Origin of the sequence: Kocuria sp. (assembly GCF_030538595.1) — a bacterium.
Classification (GTDB): Bacteria; Actinomycetota; Actinomycetes; order Actinomycetales; family Micrococcaceae; genus Kocuria.
The window spans coordinates 1-16,728 of sequence record NZ_JAUNTS010000019.1; the positions used below are offsets into that span (position 1 = coordinate 1).

Consider the following 16,728-nt stretch of genomic DNA (forward strand, 5'->3'; position numbering starts at 1 on the left):
GGTGGGGCGCCGTCGTTGTCTGTGTGTGCCGATCAGGTGCCGATGAGGTCCAGGACTTGTTCGTGCAGCAGTCCATTGGTGGCCGCAGCATTTCCGCCGAAGGGACCCGGCGCACCGTCCAGCGCGGTGAAGCGACCGCCTGCTTCCTCCACGATGGGCACCAGCGCGGCCATGTCATGCAAGTTCAGTTCAGGCTCAGCGGCAATGTCCACAGCACCTTCTGCCAGCAGACAGTAGGACCAGAAGTCTCCATAGGCGCGGGTGCGCCACACCTGGTCCGTGAGATCCAGGAACCCTTCCCGCAGCCCCAAGTCCTTCCAGCCGGACAGGGAGGAATAGGACAGGGAGGCATCGGACAGACGATCCACCTGGGACACCCGGATTTGCTCAGCCTTGGCCAGTGATCGTCCGGTCCACGCCCCGGAGCCGCTGGCCGCCCACCAGCGGCGGTAGAGAGCTGGTGCGGAAACCAGGCCAACTGAGGGCTGACCGTTGTCGATCAGAGCGATCAGCGTGGCCCACACGGGCACCCCGCGGACAAAGTTCTTGGTGCCGTCGATCGGATCTATCACCCACTGGCGGGAACCGCCACCCGTGGTGCCGAATTCTTCACCCACCACGCTGTCCCGGTTCCGGGCTCGGGCCAGCTGCGCGCGGATGATCTGCTCAGCTTCACGGTCTGCGTCTGTGACCGGAGTGAGATCGGGTTTGGTCTCCACCTGCAGGTCCTGGGCCTTGAAGCGCCGCATGGTCAAGGCATCAACGGCATCCGCCAAGACGTGAGCCAGGCGCATGTCATCCGTGTAAGTGCTGGGAGATCGCATGGACTCCAGGCTAGTCGATGGGGCTTGACCAGTAGCCATTTGCGTCAGGCTCACGTCCCATTGATGGATCTGGTCAGATCAGTGGGAGGGGGCTGAGCTGCCCAAGTGTTTTTGGGACTGTTCTTCATCCCGCCCCGACCCCAGCAGGCGGCGCAGTGATTCCAATCTGGCAGCCCCGGCGGGGCCTGCGTGTCCGGCAGCCACCCAAGCATCCAGCGCACAGCCGGGAGCATCAGCCAGGTGTGTGCAGCCCTTGGGACAGTCGGCAATGGCCTCCCCGAGTTCGTCAAAGGACTCCACAATCCGGTCCGGGTCCACATGGGCCAGCCCAAAGGACCGCACGCCCGGGGTGTCAATGATCCACGTGCCCGGTCCGGTGTCCGGAACCCGCAGCGCCAGAGCCGACGACGACGTATGCCGTCCCCTTCCCGTGACCGCATTGACCCCACCTGTGGCCCGGTCCGCCCCAGTCAGGGCATTGACCAGTGTGGACTTTCCGACCCCGGAATGGCCCAGCATGGTGGAGACCTTGCCATCCAGATGGCTGCGCAGGTTCTCCACCAAGGCCGTGTCCAGTGGCAACGAGTCATCGGTGACAGCTGCCTCCGAAGGCTGCCCCGCGGAGGTCAGAATGGTCAGATCCAATTCCCGATAGTGCTCCATCAACCACGTGGGGTCTTTGAGATCCGTTTTGGTGATGCACAGGAGGGGGGTGATGCCGGAGTCATAGGCGGCAGCTAGGGAGCGGTCGATGAACCCGGTGCGCGGTTCGGGATCAGCTGCTGCCACCACGATCACCAGCTGATCCGCGTTGGCCACCACCACGCGTTCCACGGGATCGGTGTCATCCGCGCTGCGGCGCAGCACCGTGGCGCGATCCTGTACCAGCACCAGACGCGCCAGGGCATCTGGGGCGCCGGAGGTGTCACCCACCAGGCTCACCAGGTCTCCGGCCACAATCGGGGTGCGCCGCAGAGCTTTGGCTCTGACCGCAGTGACCAGACGTTCCTCCGCCGTGTCCTCAGCCACCACAGCGGTGTATCGCCCGCGATCCACGGTGACCACACGGCCCGTCAGGGCGTCGTCGTAATCCGGACGTTCCTTGGTGCGGGGCCGGGAGCCCTTTTTGTTGGCGCGGACCCGGACATCAGATTCGTCCCAGTCGTAGTCCACGGACGTGCGTCTGCTCATGCGGCCCCGCCGGAAGGATCAGTGGATGAATCGCTGACCAACTCCTGCCACATGGCGGGGAACTGTGGCAGTGTCTTGGCGGTGGTTTCCACGTTCTCCACCTGAACCCCCTCCACCACCAAGCCGATCACGGCTCCGGCGGTGGCCATGCGGTGGTCGTCGTAGGAGAAGAAGGTGCCTGCGTGCAGGGGTGCGGGATTGATGATCAGACCGTCATCCGTCTCAGCCGCATTGCCACCCAACCGGTTGATCTCCGCTGTCAGAGCGGCCAAGCGGTCCGTTTCATGGCCACGCAGGTGGGCAATTCCGCGGAGTCGGGACGGTGAGGTGGCCAAGGCACAGATGCCGGCCACGGTGGGTGCCAGCTCCCCGGCCAGAGAAAGGTCCAGGTCCACGCCGTTGATCTCCCGCGGGCCGCGCACGGTGAAGGTGCCCTCCGTGAGCTCCACGGTGGCGCCGAACTGCGGCAGAATCTCCCGCCAGTGGGCACCGCCCTGTGTGGTGTGCTGCGGCCAATGGGCAATGGAGACCTCACCGCCGGTCACCACCGCCGCCGCCAGGAACGGACCCGCATTGGAAAGATCTTGTTCCACCCGGACATCAAAACCTCGAATGGGTCCGGGGGCGACCACCCAGCGCGCCGGTACCGAGTCATCCACCGTGACTCCCACGTGACGCAAGGTTTCCACGGTCATCTCCACATGCGGCATGGAGGGAACAGTGCCACCAGCTGGAGATTCATGGACCAACGTCAGACCGTCACGGAATTGTGAACTCACCAGCAGCATGGCGGTGACGAACTGCGAAGACTGCGTGGCGTCCACAACCAGTTGCCCGCCAGGCACCCCGGAATCTGCCTCCGGTCCATGCACCGTGAACGGCAGGGCGGGGGCACCGCCGGGGCTGTCTTCTTCAACGGTGATTCCCAGCGCGCGCAGGGCTTCCACCACGGGGCCCATGGGGCGCTTGCGGGCATGTGGGTCACCGTCAAAACGGGTGGCACCTGGAATCAAGGCAGCCAACGGTGGGACAAACCGCATGACCGTTCCAGCCAAACCGCAGTCCACTTCCCGCAGGTGATCGGCCGCAGCGAACGGGCGCGGAATGGGTGTGATCACCAGGTCCGGGCCGAATGGCGAATCCCCGTCCACCTCAGTGATCGTGGCCCCCAGCTGCCGCAGTGCCTGGATCATGAGCTGGCTGTCACGCGAGTGCAACGGGGCGCGTAGCCTGCACGGACCATCCGCCAGCGCGGCCAGAACCAGCCAACGGTTGGTCAAAGACTTGGAACCGGGAACGGTCAGAGAAGCATGAACGGGGGCGGAACCTACAAACGGAGCCGACCACAGGGAATGATCTGTGGTCGGCTCCGTTGCCTGCGGTTGCCCGGCAACCGGGTGAGTCACAAAAACTCCAATTCAGGGCTGGTGATCGGTGGTGGGGTCAGGTCAGGAAGCAACTGACTTCTGTGCCTTCTTGGCTTTCTTGGCAGCCGTCTTCTGAGCTTTCTCCCAGCGCTTGGAGGCGTCCTTGCCCAGATCCTCGGCCTGCTTCTGGACATCGTTGACAAAGTGCTCAGCGCGCCACATCAGGGAGGGGCTGCCATCCGTGTCCACGGCGGCCAGCATGGTGGCACCCACCAGGGAGATGTTCTTCAACCCGGAGTTGCGGCGGGCGGCACGCTGTTCCTTGGTGCCGTTGTCCGAAGCCCGGAAGTCCAGGTAAGCGTTCACCGCCGTGGTGGAAATCAGCACGGTGGAGGCCAGGCGGGGAGCCTTGCCCAGTGCGAACAGGGCTGCGGCACCCACCTGCGCGGCGGCCAAGCCCTGGGCCACCAGAGCGGAGTTCTGCAGCGCGGGAGCAGCTTGCGGCACAGCGCGGCGTACGGTCTTCAGCGCCGGGTCCAGGTGTTCGGCCGCAGTTGATGAATTACGAAAGCTGTCGATGCCGTTGACAATGTAGCCGGTGGCCAGCAGCGGACGGGCGATACGGCGAACGATGCTCATGAAGTCCTCCTAGACGTATGTGAGGGCCGGTGAAGACGGACTCACGTACAAACTGTTCAGCGCACAATGTGTGGTCCGGCTTACTGGCCTGTCCCATCCTAACCAGGTGAACCAAGCGCTACCAGGTGAACTGCGCACCACCGCCGTGCGGGGTATCAACGTTGCCCTCAGTGAACTGATTTTCTCCGCCATCCTCTTCCGGTGCGGAACATTCGTGGCCTCTACTCTGTTGCGCCACACAGTAACCGTGATGACCAGCTGCCTGACACCCAGAGCGCAGCACATCACCACATCAGCAACGTAAGGCGGGAGGTGGGTGGCCGTGGAGGTGCTGGAACGGATACCCGCAGCACAGCTGATCCCGGATCAGGATGCGGAGGCGGACCTGGGCCTAGACTTGAACACGATGAACGACGACGACGCCACACGTGAGACTTTGCCCGAGCAGACCGCGGATTCGGATGCCGAGGTGTTCGTGGACGTGGCCAATGAGACCCCGGCGCAACGCGCTGTGCGTTTTGAACGCGAGGCCATGGTCTACGTTGACCAGCTCTATGCGGCTGCACTGCGCATGGCGCGCAATCCAGCCGATGCCGAAGACCTGGTGCAGGAGGCCTACACCAAGGCATTTTCCTCCTACCACCAGTACCGCCCGGGCACCAATCTCAAGGCCTGGCTGTACCGCATTCTGACCAACACGTACATCAACCTGTACCGGAAGCGTCAGCGGGAACCACAGCAGTCCAACACGGACACGGTGGAAGACTGGCAACTGCACCGCGCCGAACAGCATTCCTCCACGGGATTGCGCTCGGCCGAAGTGGAGGCGCTGGACCACCTGCCGGATTCAGACGTCAAACGTGCCCTCCAGGAACTCCCGGAGGAGTTCCGCCTGGCCATCTATCTCTCCGATGTTGAAGGCTTTGCCTACAAGGAGATTGCCGAAATCATGGCCACGCCCATTGGCACGGTGATGTCTCGGTTGCACCGCGGCCGAAAGCTGCTGCGCGAAAAACTGGCCGACTACGCCGTCGACCGTGGAATTGACACCACGGGAACCGGGCGGCGAAAGACCTCAACCACACAGGGCGCCACCACGGACGCCAAGGCCGCTGCCACGGCTGCAGCGGGGGAGAGCCCCGCAAATCACTCGGCAGGCAGCGCCGCAGACACCTCTGAGAAGCAAGCGTAAGGACCCGGCATGACAGATCACGCCACACACACGGAGACCGAACCCGCCGCCAACACCCCATGTGGTTGCAGCGGCGAGCAGGTGGAGCGCATCTACCAGTACCTAGACGGTGCCCTCACGGTGGAGGACATCAAAAAGATTGCGGCGCACCTGGAAACCTGCGAGGACTGCACGCATGAAAGTGAGTTGGAGCAAGTCATTCGCACCGTGGTCAAGCGTTCCTGTAGCGAAACGGCCCCGGAGACACTGCGTTCAGCCATCATGGAGCGCATCCAGCAGGAGTGCGGTGAGGCACCCGCGCCACGCTGAGCTGTCCAAAGTCTGAAGCCGGGGACTGATCCTCGGAATGCACATGGCCACATTCCGTTACGGAATGTGGCCATGTGCATGTCCCATCAGTCTGAGGGCAACACGCCGTGCGTGATGTCTCAGGCGTTGGGCCGCTTGCCGTGGTTCGCCTTGTTCTTGCGGCGATCCTTACGCTTACGTCCGCGCTTGCTCATGCGAACCTCCTGTGTACCGTGGATCGTGAATGACACTTCGGCTGGTTCGGGTTTCACCGCAGCCGAGGCACTGCCGATCATTGTCTCACAACTGCCACGCGGCCCACCACGGGCGCAACCGTGGCCGCTGGCCTCACTCGGCCGCCGGGCTCACTGGGGTTCGGGCAGGTCCAACCAGGAGTACCAACCGCGGTGCAGTACCAACCACGCGATCAGGCCGTATCCGGCCTGGCCGGGTTGGCCATCATTGGCGGACAGGTCCTTGCGCCACTGTTCGTGATGCTGCAGGGGATTGAAAGTGTCCACGTAGATGTGGTTACGGCGGGTCACCACATCGGCATAGGCCGCCGAAAGATCGGCGATCTTGCGGTTGCGGTCTGCATCCAGGGTGGGTGGGGGGCCAACCACCAGGACCTTGATGTTGTTCTGGGAAGCCGTGTCCACAATGTTGGCCATGTTCAGCCGCGACCGTGCGGTGGTGATACCCAGGTCAACATCCGCGGTGGACGGGGCAATCACCACGCGGTTGTCCGCTCCGCTGGAGAGACGGCGGGCGGCTTCTGCAAACCAGCGTTCGTTCAGGGTTTCGCTGCCTTCACCTGGTGCAGCCAGAACGTAGGAGGAGATGGGAACGACGTCGTGCGGGGTCCGGGCCAGGACGCGGCCGTACCAGCCCAGGGCGCGGGGGTCGCCCGTTCCGGCCAACAGTTCGTCACCAACGGCAACAATTCTGATCCTGCGTTGATCCACAGCTTTCCTTCTCTGATCTCTTGTGAAGTGGGGTGCGTGACGGGGGAGAGACAACCACGGCGTGCGGTGGCCGCAGTCCTGGGTGCAACGGTACACGGCGCCGCGCACCGGTCAGTGCGCGGCGCCGTGTGATCTCAGCGCGGTCAGCGGTTGTCGAACAACTCTTCCAGGAGAGTTTCGTTCTCCAGCGCATGCCGTTTGGCGGAGCCATTGGCCGGGGAGGCTGAGGCCGGGCGGGAGATCAACCGGATGCGGCGCTCCAGTTCGGGGGCCAGGTTGACGGCCATGAACGGCCACGCTCCCTGGTTGGCGGGCTCGTCCTGCGCCCACTCAACATTGGCCTCCGGGTAACGGGCCACCTCAGCTTTGATCTCCTCCAGCGGGAGCGGGTAGAGCTGTTCCACGCGGATGATCGCCGTGGTCTTGTCCTCCCGCTTGGCGCGCTCGGCGGCAAGGTCGTAATACAACCGACCCGATACCAGGACGACGTCGGTGACCGCCTTGGGGTCCAAACCTGCCTGATCCTCAATCACCGGGCGGAAGGTGCCGGAGGTGAAGTCCTCGATGGGGGAGGCGGCTGCCTTGAGGCGCAACAGCTGCTTGGGGGAGGCCACGATCAGCGGCTTGCGCGGGCGGGAGTAGGCCTGACGGCGCAGCAGGTGGAAGTGGTTGGCCGGGGTGGAGGGCTGGGCCACAATCATGTTCTTCTCCGCGCACAGCGTCAGGAAACGCTCAATGCGGGCGGAGGAGTGATCCGGTCCCTGTCCTTCATAACCGTGCGGTAGCAGCATGACCAGGGAGGACCGCTGGCCCCATTTCTGCTCAGCAGAGGAGACGAACTCGTCCACAATGGTCTGCGCGCCGTTGATGAAGTCACCAAACTGCGCTTCCCACACGGTCAGAGCATCCGGGCGTTCCACGGAGTAGCCGTATTCAAAGCCCAGCACACCGTATTCGGAGAGCAGGGAGTTGTAGATGGCCAGCGGAGCTTGATCGTCCATCAGATGATTCAGCGGGGTCCACTCATCACCGTTGACATTGTCAAAGAACACTGCGTGGCGCTGAGTGAAGGTACCGCGGCGGACATCCTGTCCCGTCATGCGGACGGGGATGCCCTCCATCATGAGGGAGGCGAAAGCCATGATTTCGCCCATGCCCCAGTCCACGCCGCCATCCACGGTCATCTTGGCGCGGCGTTCCAGCAGCTTGGTGAGCTTGCGGTGCACGGTGAAGCCTTCGGGTACGTCCGTGTGGGCCTCACCGATGCGCCGAGCCTTGTCCGCGGAGATGCCCGTGGAGCGGGGCACCGAAATCCCGGAGTCGGTCTGCTGGGCGGAGGGACGTTCAATGTTGGAGATGGCAGCCGCATCTCCGGTGACCAGCGGAACGTCTGAGGTTTGGGCCTCATGGGTTTCCGTGAACACCCGTTCCAGCCGTTCCTGGTAGTCCTTGAGCGCGCGATCCGCCTCTTCCTGGCTGATGTCACCACGGCCAACCAGGTTGGCGGTGTAGACCTTACGGGTGGAGCGCTTCTGCTCAATGGTGTGGTACATCAACGGCTGGGTCATGGAGGGGTCATCGCCCTCATTGTGACCGCGCCGGCGGTAGCACACCAGGTCGATCACCACGTCCTTGTTGAACCGCTGACGGTAAGCAAAAGCCAGCTGCCCCACGTGGGTCACAGCTTCCGGGTCATCGGCGTTGACGTGGAAGATCGGGGCTTGAATGGTGCGGGCAACGTCCGTTGCGTACGTGGAGGAACGGCCGGCCTCCGGCGCTGTGGTGAAGCCAATCTGGTTGTTGACCACCACGTGCACGGTGCCGCCAGTTTTGTAGGCCGGCAGCTGAGACATTTGCATGACTTCAAACACAATGCCCTGACCGGCCATGGCGGCGTCGCCGTGTACCTGAATGGGCAGCACCGGGTAGGTGCCGTCACCTTCGGGGCCGGCACCCAGGACGTCGGTCTTGGCGCGGGCCACGCCCTCGATCACGGGATCCACTGCTTCCAAGTGGGAGGGGTTGGCGCCCAGGTAAACCTGGGTCTGGTTGCCGGAATCTGAGGTGAAGGTACCTTCCGTGCCCAGGTGGTACTTGACGTCACCGGAGCCTTCGGCACCGCGTGGGTCTTGGCTACCTTCAAACTCCCGGAAAACCTGGGCGTAGGACTTACCGGCAATGTTGGTCAGCACGTTCAGACGCCCGCGGTGGGCCATGCCGATCACCACACCGGCCAGGTTGTCATCCGCAGCATCTGAGATCACCGCATCCAGCAGCGGAATCAGCGATTCCCCGCCTTCCAGGGAGAACCGCTTTTGGCCCACGTACTTGGTTTGCAGGAAGGTCTCAAATGCTTCCGCAGCATTCAGGCGGCTCAGAATGCGGAACTGCTCATCCCGGGAGGGCTTGGTGTAGCCCTTTTCCAGTTCGTTCTGGAACCATTCGCGTTCAGCGGGGGTGTCCAGGTGCATGTACTCCACACCCACGGTGCGGCAGTAGGCGTCACGCAGCAACCCCAGGATGGTGCGTAGAGTCAGCCGCGGAGCGCCACCGAATCCACCGGTGGGCCATTCCCGGTCCAAATCCCACAGGGAGAGCCCGTAGGTGCGGATGTCAAGGTCCGGGTGGGTGCGCATGGTGTAACCCACGGGGTTCATGTCCGCCATCATGTGGCCGCGCACCCGGTAGGCGTGGATCAACTGCTGGATCCGGGCCACCTTGTTGACCTCGGTCTCCGGGTTGACCTGGTTGTCCAGGGCCCAGCGCACGGGTTCGTAGGGCACCTTCAAACCCTGGAAAATCTCATCCCAGAAGTCATCGCCCAGGAGATAGGACTCCACCAGCTTCAGGAACTCACCGGAGCCAGCGCCCTGGATCACGCGGTGATCGTAGGTGGAGGTCAAGGTGATGATCTTGGAGATGGCGTTGTGGGACAGCGTGCGGGGGGAGGAGCCGCGATATTCCGCCGGGTAGTCCAGGGCACCCACACCGATGATTGCAGCCTGGCCCTTGGACAAGCGCGGGACCGAGTGGACCGTGCCGATGCCACCGGGGTTGGTCAGGGACACGGTGGTTCCGGCGTAATCCTCCATGGTCAGTTCGCCCTTGCGGGCGCGCTTGACCATGTCCTCATAACCGTCCCAGAACTCGCGGAAATTCAGTTCCTCGGCACCCTTGATGTTGGGCACCACCAGGTTGCGGGAGCCATCCTTGTTGGGCAGGTCAATGGCCAGACCAAAGTTGACGTGGGCCGGGTGAATGGCCACGGGCTTGCCGTCCTGAACGTCATAGGTCACGTTCATGGAGGGGAAGTTCTTGAGCGCCTTGACCACGGCATAGCCGATCAAATGCGTGAACGAAACCTTGCCACCGCGGTTACGGGCCAAGTGGGAGTTGATCACAATGCGGTTGTCGATCAGCAACTTGGCCGGTACCGCACGGACGGTGGTGGCCGTGGGCACGGTCAGGGAGGCATCCATGTTGGCAGCCACGGCCTTGGCGGGGCCGCGCAGCTTGACAACCTGGTCCTGGGCTTGGCCCTCATCCTTGGCATCGCGCGCGGTGGATGCTGACGTGATGGATCCTGAGGTTGCGCTGTCCACGGCACCCTTCTTCTGCTGAGCGTCGGTCTTGGCTGCAGTGTTGCGCTGGTTTGCTGCTGGGGATTCCGCACGTGCTGCCTGCTGAGCTTCCTTGGGCGGCCCCGGCTTGGCCGTGGTGGCCTCATCTGTGCGGCGCGTGGTTTGGGAGGGGGCACCTGCATCCGCTACGGATCGCTGCTCCTTGGCGGCTCCGCCGTCGGAATCTGCCGCCTGGGGTTTGGCGGTCTTGGTTCCGGTGGAGGGGGCGGAGTCTGCTGCTGAGCCCGTGGAATCAGCCTCATCCATGGCCTCGAAAATGGACCACCAGTCCTTGTCCACCGTGTTCTTGTCAGCTCGGTACCTTTTGTAAAGGTCCTCGACGAGCCATTCGTTGCCCGCAAATTCTTCGGGGATCAGGTCTCGTGGTGTGCTCGGCACGTGCCTACGCCTCATTCTCTCGTCGTGATCCGGTGACCGTCATTGGTCACTGCGCCCCAGGGTCTGCCGCGGAAAAATTTGCCCCCAGCGGTCAGCGCATGGTCGCACTCCGGGTCAGTCTAGTGTTCAGGGCAACAGACGGCCAACAGGTGCACGGCGGCGGTTCGTCTAGGTTCCGGCCGGACTTGCTCCGCAGCTTGCCTGGAATCAGTACGACGTCGCACCGCAGCTCGGCCTGCCACGCCAACGGCCCGTTGCGAACGCCACGAGCAGATGGGCAAGCCCTCTAAAATGGGCGGCGTGCGTTTTCTCAACACCCCCGTGACTGATCTGACCTACAACGACGTCTTCCTGGTTCCCTCCTCCTCCAGGATCACCAGTCGGTTTGACGTGGATCTGCAGACCGGTGACCCCACCGGGTCCACCACGCCGCTGGTGGCCGCCAACATGACTGCGGTGACGGGTAAGCGCATGGTGGAAACCATGGCTCGCCGCGGGGGGCTGGGCGTGCTCCCGCAGGACATTCCAGCTGACGTGGTGGCGCGGGAGACCGCTTGGGTCAAGAGCCGTTCACCGCATTACGAATCGGTGCGTTCCATGCGGCCCACGGACACGGTGCATGATGCCCTGGCCAAAATGCGCAGACATGCTCACGCATCTGTGGTGGTCACGGATGCGGACGGTGTTTTCCAAGGGCTGGTCCTGGACAGCGACTGCCGTGAAGTGGACCGCTTCACACAGCTGCACGTGGTGATGCGCCCGGAGGTTCCCGTGTTCACCACGGAGGAACTGCACTTTGCCCCCGCTTCAGGTCCAGCTTCAGACTCAGCTGCGCAGGCAGCAGTCAGCCGGGACGACCAGGCGTACTCACCGGCTGGACAGGCTCAATCGGCTGGACAGGCACAGTTGGCTGAGTTGCGCCACGCCATGGCTCAGGCCAGCATGCGCATGGAACGCGCCCGCGTGCATGTGGCCCCGGTGGTTGACGGTGAGCGCGTGGTGGGTGTGATCAGCCGTCAAGGTGCTGTCCGATCCACCATTTACGTCCCCAATCTGGATGCCCATGGTGCTCTCAAAGTGGGGGCTGCGGTCGGCATCAATGGTGATGTGGCGGGCAAGACTCAGCAGCTGATCGACGCCGGTGTGGATGTGCTGGTGGTGGACACCGCACACGGGCATCAGCGCAAAATGTTTGAGGCCCTGTCCACCGTCAGGGAGGTGGCACCCCACCATCCCATCGTGGCCGGCAATGTGGTGACTGCCGACGGCGTACGGGACCTGGTGGATGCCGGGGCAGATGTGATCAAAGTGGGTGTGGGGCCGGGGGCAATGTGCACCACCCGCATGATGACGGCTGTGGGGCGTCCGCAATTCTCCGCAGTGCTCGAATGCGCTGCCGCTGCGGCTGAGCTGGGTGCCCACGTGTGGGCCGACGGCGGAGTGAAGTACCCCCGTGACGTGGCCTTGGCGCTGGCCGCGGGAGCCAGCCAGGTCATGATCGGGTCTTGGTTTGCGGGCACGTGGGAAGGCCCGGGGGAGCTGAATCAAGACGCCAACGGCAGGTATTACAAGGAGAGCTTTGGCATGGCCTCCACCCGAGCTGTGCTCAATCGAACCCAGGGGCAGGAAGCCTTTGAGCGGGCCCGCAAGGCAATCTTTGAGGAGGGCATCTCCAGCTCCAAGATGTACCTGGACCCCCGACGCCCCGGTGTGGAGGACCTGATCGACCACATCACGGCCGGGGTGCGCAGCTCCATGACCTACGCGGGGGCCACCAACACCCGCCAATTCGCGGATCGCGCCGTGGTGGGCGTGCAGAACAGCTCCGGATATGAGGAAGGTCGCGCTCGCGGGGAGAGTTGGGCCTGAGATTTTGGCTCGATGCTCTGCTAGGCTCCCAACGCACATGAAAATCATTATCAAGAACAAATCCAGTTCTTGAGCTTCCGCGGCCCCGCCGCTTAGATCGGATCGCTGTGAGTTCACGCGTTGCTCGAATCCTCCCCGCCCGCAGGACTGCGGGTGTACGCCGGCCAGGTGGCGGGCGTCGTCGTGTGGGTCTGGCAGGGAGAGTCACCTTGCCGGTGGCCCTGATGGGAGTGGGGGCACTTGCCCTTGCTGGATGTTCGGGGGGTTCCGGCCACGAGGACGACGGCGTACTCACCGTGGTGACCTCCACCTCCGTGTACGCGGATGTTGTGGAGCAGATTGTCAACGATGCCGACAGTGCCGGTGGTGAGGGCATCACGGTGAAGGCCGTGATTGATTCACCCGCGCAAGACCCCCATTCCTATGAAGCCACACCGCAGGACCGGCTCACAGTTCAGGATGCTGACCTGATCGTCCTCAACGGCGGCGGCTATGACGCCTTCATGGAGGAATTGGCTGCTGAGACAGATGTACCGGTGGTGAACGCAGTGGATGTCTCCGGATTGGATGGCGCGGACAGCGCGGACTCTGACCATGACCATTCCCACGATGCTTCCGGTGCCGCCACCGCAGCAGATGATGACAGCGGTCAAGACAGCCATGACGGCCACGATCACGGGTCATTCAATGAGCACGTGTGGTACGACCCCGCCACCATGGGCAAAGTGGGAGAGGCTGTGGCCCATGAACTGGGTTCGATGGATGCCAACCGCGCCCAGCTGTTCACCGACAATGCCGGGGAGTTCACCCGGGAAACGGACCAACTGCGTCAGCAAGTGGCTGAGCTGAAGTTGGAAGGTGACTACGTGGCCACCGAGCCCGTGGCGGACTACTTGCTGGAAGCCGCCGGCTTGCACAACGTGACCCCCACGGCCTTCACGGTGGCTGTGGAAGACGGCACGGACGCAGCACCGCTGGTGTACGACCAAGTGCGCAGTCTCTTGGAATCCGATACCGCTCTTCTGGTGTACAACGAACAGACCTCCACGGGCCAAAGCCAAGATCTGCGCACGGTGGCCGAACGGGCCGATGTTCCGGTTCTGGCAGTCTCAGAAACGCTGCCGGACGGGCAGAGTTATGTGCAGTGGATGGAGCAGAACATCCAAGATGTGCAGAGCATTGAGGGGTTGGGACACACGACCGAAAGCCACGACCATTGAGCGCTCAACCGGCAGCGTCCTTCCACGACGCCAAACTGGCCTTTGGGCACCGCACACTGTGGTCCGGGCTGAACCTCCAGATCGAACCCGGGGAGTACGTGGCGGTGCTCGGCGGAAACGGAACGGGCAAAACCTCCCTGCTGAAAGTGTTGTTGGGCCTGCAATCCCTGAGCGCCGGGACAGTTCAGGTGGCGGGTGCGCCGGTGCGCCGAGGTTCACCCGCCATCGGTTACGTACCGCAGCAGCGAGCTTTTGACGACCGCACGCCGTTGCGCGGTCGGGACCTGGTGGGTTTGGGGGTTGACGGGCACCGGTGGGGCCCGCGCATTCTGGGCCGCCGGGCGCATCACCGGCGTGTGGATCAGCTGTTGGAACGTGTTGGAGCCCTGGACTACGCGGACGCACCCATCGGACAGCTCTCAGGTGGTGAACAGCAGCGATTGCGGGTGGCCCAGGCTTTGGCCACGGACCCCAGCCTGTTGCTCTTTGATGAAGCCCTGCTCTCCCTGGACCTGCACCGCCAGTCGCAACTGGCGCAGCTGGTGGCCGAGCAACGGGATCGCACCGGGGCCGCGGTGTTGTTCGTGACCCATGACGTGAACCCGATCATCGACGACGTCGACCGGGTGCTCTACCTGGCCAACGGATCGTTCCGCGTGGGGACACCCGCTGAGGTCTTGCGCTCCGACGTCCTCTCGGAGCTGTACGGGGCACGCGTGGAGGTCATGACCGTGGCAGGGCGCGTGATGGTGGTGGGTGCCGAGATCGTGGACCATTGCCACCCACCCGCCACTCCGGAGGAGGTGACCAGATGAGCTGGCAGACCATCCTGGGAGAAGTTTTCGTGTTCGAGCGTTACGGAGATCTACTGGTCCTGCTGCAGAACTCGATCTGGGCGGGGGCCCTGATCGGTCTGGTGGGAGGCTTGATCGGAACGTTCGTGATGATGCGGGACATGGCTTTCTCCGTCCACGGCATTGCCGAACTCTCCTTTGCAGGCGGAGCCATTGCCCTGTTGATCGGGGCGGACATTGTGACGGGCTCACTGATGGGCTCCATCATTGCTTCCGTGATCATCGGGATGGTGGGTGCCCAGTCCCGGGAGTCCAATTCCGTGGTGGGTGTGCTCATGCCCTTCGGCCTGGGCGTGGGCATTCTGGCGTTGGCGCTCTACCAGGGGCGCAGTTCCAACCGGTTTGCCCTGTTGACCGGGCAGATTGTCTCCGTCAATGACGTCCAGCTGGTGTCCATGGCGGTGCTGTCCGCCGTGGTCATTGCCGGGCTGCTGGTCATATGGCGTCCCCTGAGTTTTGCCAGTACGGCCCCGTTTGTGGCCCAGGCCCGCGGACTTCCGGTCCGGACCTTGTCCCTGGTGTTCATGCTCCTGCTGGGCGTGGCCGTTGCGCTGTCCGTGCAGATCATCGGCGCGCTGTTGGTGCTGGCGTTGCTGATTTCCCCGGCGGCGGCAGCCATGAACTTCAGCGCCTCACCCGTGAAGATTGTGCTGCTGTCGGTGATATTCGCAGAGACGGCCATGGTGGGCGGGATTTTGCTGGCACTGGGCGGAGCGCTGCCGATCAGTCCGTACGTGACCACCATTTCTTTCCTCATCTGGGTGGTGTCCTGGATCTTGCGTCGTCGTCGTCGCTCACATGGAGGGCACACGGCTCAGGGTGAGTCCGCAGATCACAACACCACGGGCAGTGCAGCGGGACGCACGGTGACCGTGGCGGGAAGCTGACCCAGCGGCTCTCCATCGGCAAAAACCACGTGCCGGCCGCGAATCCTGACCCGGGTGACCGGCTGGATGGCCACGGCCTTCAAACGCACGTGAGCCCCGGTGTAGATGGAGGGGAACAGGCGGAGGAACCGCAACCGCGTCAGGGGGGCCACCACAAACAGCTCCAGGGCGGCGTCCGTGGCGTCTGCCCAGGGCACTATGCCCAGCCCACCACCGATCGACGACGAGTTGGCCACGTTGACCATCAGGGCCTGTAGCCCACGGTGGGTGGGGCCGGGGGAACCGGGTTCGGTGATCTCCAGACTGTAGTCCTGAGCGCGGTGCCGGAGCAGTTCAACGGCCAGCGCCACAATGTACTTGGCGGAGCCACGCGGCCAGCGGTACCGGTTGGCGCGTTGATTCACGGCGGCGTCAATCCCGGCGCACAGGGCGGTGGCAAACCAGGCGGTGGAGCCGTCCTCAAAATCCACCTGGCCCACGTCCATCAAGATGGGGCCGTTGTCCAGACGCCGTAGGACCCGCCCGGCACTGCGTTCGGGATCATCTTGTGGGCTGTCCCAGTGGCGGGCCAGGTCATTGCCGGAACCGCTGGCGATCAACCCGAAAGGAATGGACTGGTGGTGGCGCTCGCGGTGCTGCAGCAGCACGTTGAGGACCACGTGTGCCGTTCCGTCCCCGCCCACGGCCACCACCGCAGCCGGAGCCGGAGCGTGATGGGCGGCCAGGTGGCGGCGCAGGGAGGCACCCCATCCGTTGGGATCGCTGGAGCCATGATCCGGGGAGTCCGTGGAGAGCAGCACGGTGGGGTGGCCGTTGGCCTGGAAGACGGCGGCTGCGGCCTCAGCGGCCCGTTTGACCCGGCCGCGCCGGGCACTGAAGTGGCCCACCAGGACCACGGTGCCGCCGGTGGTCATCCCTGCGTCTCCTGCCGGCACCGTGGGCACAGCCCCACGATTTCAATGGTGTGCTCCAGTTCTGAGTAGCCATACGCGCTGGCGGTCTGCTCCGCCCAGGCCTCCACGGTGGGAGCTTCCAATTCAACGGTGGCGCCGCAGCGCCGGCAGACAAGATGGTGGTGGTGATGTTCGGCCTCGCACTGACGGTAGATGGCCTCGCCGTCGTCATTGCGCAGGGTGTCCACCTCTCCGACCTCAGCCATGGACTGCAACACCCGGTACGTGGTGGCCAGGGAAACCTTTTGACCGCTTTCCTGCAGGCGGGCGTACAACTCCTGGGTGGTCACAAAATCCGCCTGCGAGCGCAGTGCGGCACGGACGGCGCGCCGCTGTTTGGTGTTGCGGACCTCAGCTCGGGGCCCCGACGTGGGGGCCTGATCTGCGGGGGATCCTGCGGAACTCACGGACGTCACTCCTGAAACTGTGGCGGACTTGAGCACACCCGGCAGGCGCCGGG

15 protein-coding genes are annotated in these 16,728 nt (G+C 63.8%); 6 read left to right on the top strand and 9 right to left on the bottom strand.

Annotation, left to right across the window (positions count from 1 at the left end):
* Positions 1-32: 32 nt before the first annotated feature.
* The 4 genes from hisN to Q4G32_RS13185 form a co-directional block, all read right to left on the bottom strand.
* Positions 33-824: a histidinol-phosphatase gene (hisN, locus tag Q4G32_RS13170; RefSeq protein ID WP_303352100.1), complete on the bottom strand. Its 792-nt coding sequence runs from the start codon at positions 822-824 to the stop codon at positions 33-35.
* 78 nt (positions 825-902) lie between these two features.
* Entirely contained in the window at positions 903-2,015 is a 1,113-nt protein-coding gene (gene rsgA / locus Q4G32_RS13175; protein WP_303352101.1) for a ribosome small subunit-dependent GTPase A, read from the bottom strand.
* Complete coding sequence (aroA, locus tag Q4G32_RS13180) at positions 2,012-3,421, bottom strand: 3-phosphoshikimate 1-carboxyvinyltransferase (RefSeq protein ID WP_441327514.1); 1,410 nt, start codon at positions 3,419-3,421, stop codon at positions 2,012-2,014. Before aroA ends, rsgA begins: the two co-directional genes overlap by 4 nt.
* A gap of 42 nt (positions 3,422-3,463) precedes the next feature.
* Positions 3,464-4,021 carry a DoxX family membrane protein gene (locus Q4G32_RS13185; protein WP_303352103.1) on the bottom strand — a complete coding sequence of 186 codons (558 nt, stop codon included), beginning with the start codon at positions 4,019-4,021 and terminating at the stop codon, positions 3,464-3,466.
* Between the two features lie 406 nt (positions 4,022-4,427).
* On the opposite strand from Q4G32_RS13185, the gene Q4G32_RS13190 reads away from it, so the two are divergent.
* A complete protein-coding gene (locus tag Q4G32_RS13190) occupies positions 4,428-5,213 on the top strand; it encodes a sigma-70 family RNA polymerase sigma factor (RefSeq protein WP_303352155.1) in 786 nt (261 codons plus the stop codon).
* Between the two features lie 9 nt (positions 5,214-5,222).
* Positions 5,223-5,522, top strand: coding sequence for a mycothiol system anti-sigma-R factor (gene rsrA, locus Q4G32_RS13195; RefSeq protein WP_303352104.1), 300 nt, complete (start codon positions 5,223-5,225; stop codon positions 5,520-5,522).
* A gap of 119 nt (positions 5,523-5,641) precedes the next feature.
* On the opposite strand, the gene Q4G32_RS14050 is transcribed toward rsrA, so the two are convergent.
* From Q4G32_RS14050 to Q4G32_RS13205, 3 genes are all read right to left on the bottom strand, one after another.
* The gene (locus tag Q4G32_RS14050; protein ID WP_012359748.1) at positions 5,642-5,716 is read right to left on the bottom strand and encodes a 50S ribosomal protein bL37; all 75 of its coding nucleotides are present in this window, start codon (positions 5,714-5,716) and stop codon (positions 5,642-5,644) included.
* A gap of 150 nt (positions 5,717-5,866) precedes the next feature.
* Complete coding sequence (locus Q4G32_RS13200) at positions 5,867-6,466, bottom strand: DUF459 domain-containing protein (RefSeq protein ID WP_303352105.1); 600 nt, start codon at positions 6,464-6,466, stop codon at positions 5,867-5,869.
* Between the two features lie 143 nt (positions 6,467-6,609).
* Positions 6,610-10,485: a multifunctional oxoglutarate decarboxylase/oxoglutarate dehydrogenase thiamine pyrophosphate-binding subunit/dihydrolipoyllysine-residue succinyltransferase subunit gene (locus Q4G32_RS13205; RefSeq protein ID WP_303352107.1), complete on the bottom strand. Its 3,876-nt coding sequence runs from the start codon at positions 10,483-10,485 to the stop codon at positions 6,610-6,612.
* A gap of 300 nt (positions 10,486-10,785) precedes the next feature.
* On the opposite strand from Q4G32_RS13205, the gene Q4G32_RS13210 reads away from it, so the two are divergent.
* The 4 genes from Q4G32_RS13210 (at position 10,786) to Q4G32_RS13225 (ending at position 15,315) form a co-directional block, all read left to right on the top strand.
* Positions 10,786-12,354, top strand: a complete 1,569-nt coding sequence (locus Q4G32_RS13210; RefSeq protein ID WP_303352109.1) for a GuaB1 family IMP dehydrogenase-related protein — start codon at positions 10,786-10,788, stop codon at positions 12,352-12,354.
* Positions 12,355-12,461: 107 nt separating this feature from the next.
* Positions 12,462-13,574: a metal ABC transporter solute-binding protein, Zn/Mn family gene (locus Q4G32_RS13215; RefSeq protein ID WP_303352111.1), complete on the top strand. Its 1,113-nt coding sequence runs from the start codon at positions 12,462-12,464 to the stop codon at positions 13,572-13,574.
* The gene (locus Q4G32_RS13220; protein ID WP_303352113.1) at positions 13,571-14,389 is read left to right on the top strand and encodes a metal ABC transporter ATP-binding protein; all 819 of its coding nucleotides are present in this window, start codon (positions 13,571-13,573) and stop codon (positions 14,387-14,389) included. The genes Q4G32_RS13215 and Q4G32_RS13220 overlap by 4 nt, the downstream gene beginning before the upstream one ends.
* Positions 14,386-15,315 carry a metal ABC transporter permease gene (locus Q4G32_RS13225; RefSeq protein WP_303352114.1) on the top strand — a complete coding sequence of 310 codons (930 nt, stop codon included), beginning with the start codon at positions 14,386-14,388 and terminating at the stop codon, positions 15,313-15,315. The genes Q4G32_RS13220 and Q4G32_RS13225 overlap by 4 nt, the downstream gene beginning before the upstream one ends.
* Here Q4G32_RS13225 and Q4G32_RS13230 read toward each other — a convergent pair.
* Both Q4G32_RS13230 and Q4G32_RS13235 read right to left on the bottom strand, forming a co-directional pair.
* Entirely contained in the window at positions 15,261-16,229 is a 969-nt protein-coding gene (locus tag Q4G32_RS13230; protein WP_303352115.1) for a diacylglycerol/lipid kinase family protein, read from the bottom strand. The genes Q4G32_RS13225 and Q4G32_RS13230 overlap by 55 nt on opposite strands.
* A complete protein-coding gene (locus Q4G32_RS13235) occupies positions 16,226-16,675 on the bottom strand; it encodes a Fur family transcriptional regulator (protein WP_303352116.1) in 450 nt (149 codons plus the stop codon). Before Q4G32_RS13235 ends, Q4G32_RS13230 begins: the two co-directional genes overlap by 4 nt.
* Positions 16,676-16,728 lie beyond the last annotated feature (53 nt).

Coding starts and splice junctions, on each gene's coding strand:
- hisN (WP_303352100.1), bottom strand. CDS start 824: ATGCGATCTCCCAGCACTTACACGGATGACATGCGCCTGGCTCACGTC.
- rsgA (WP_303352101.1), bottom strand. CDS start 2,015: ATGAGCAGACGCACGTCCGTGGACTACGACTGGGACGAATCTGATGTC.
- Q4G32_RS13185 (WP_303352103.1), bottom strand. CDS start 4,021: ATGAGCATCGTTCGCCGTATCGCCCGTCCGCTGCTGGCCACCGGCTAC.
- Q4G32_RS13190 (WP_303352155.1), top strand. CDS start 4,428: ATGAACGACGACGACGCCACACGTGAGACTTTGCCCGAGCAGACCGCG.
- rsrA (WP_303352104.1), top strand. CDS start 5,223: ATGACAGATCACGCCACACACACGGAGACCGAACCCGCCGCCAACACC.
- Q4G32_RS13225 (WP_303352114.1), top strand. CDS start 14,386: ATGAGCTGGCAGACCATCCTGGGAGAAGTTTTCGTGTTCGAGCGTTAC.
- Q4G32_RS13230 (WP_303352115.1), bottom strand. CDS start 16,229: ATGACCACCGGCGGCACCGTGGTCCTGGTGGGCCACTTCAGTGCCCGG.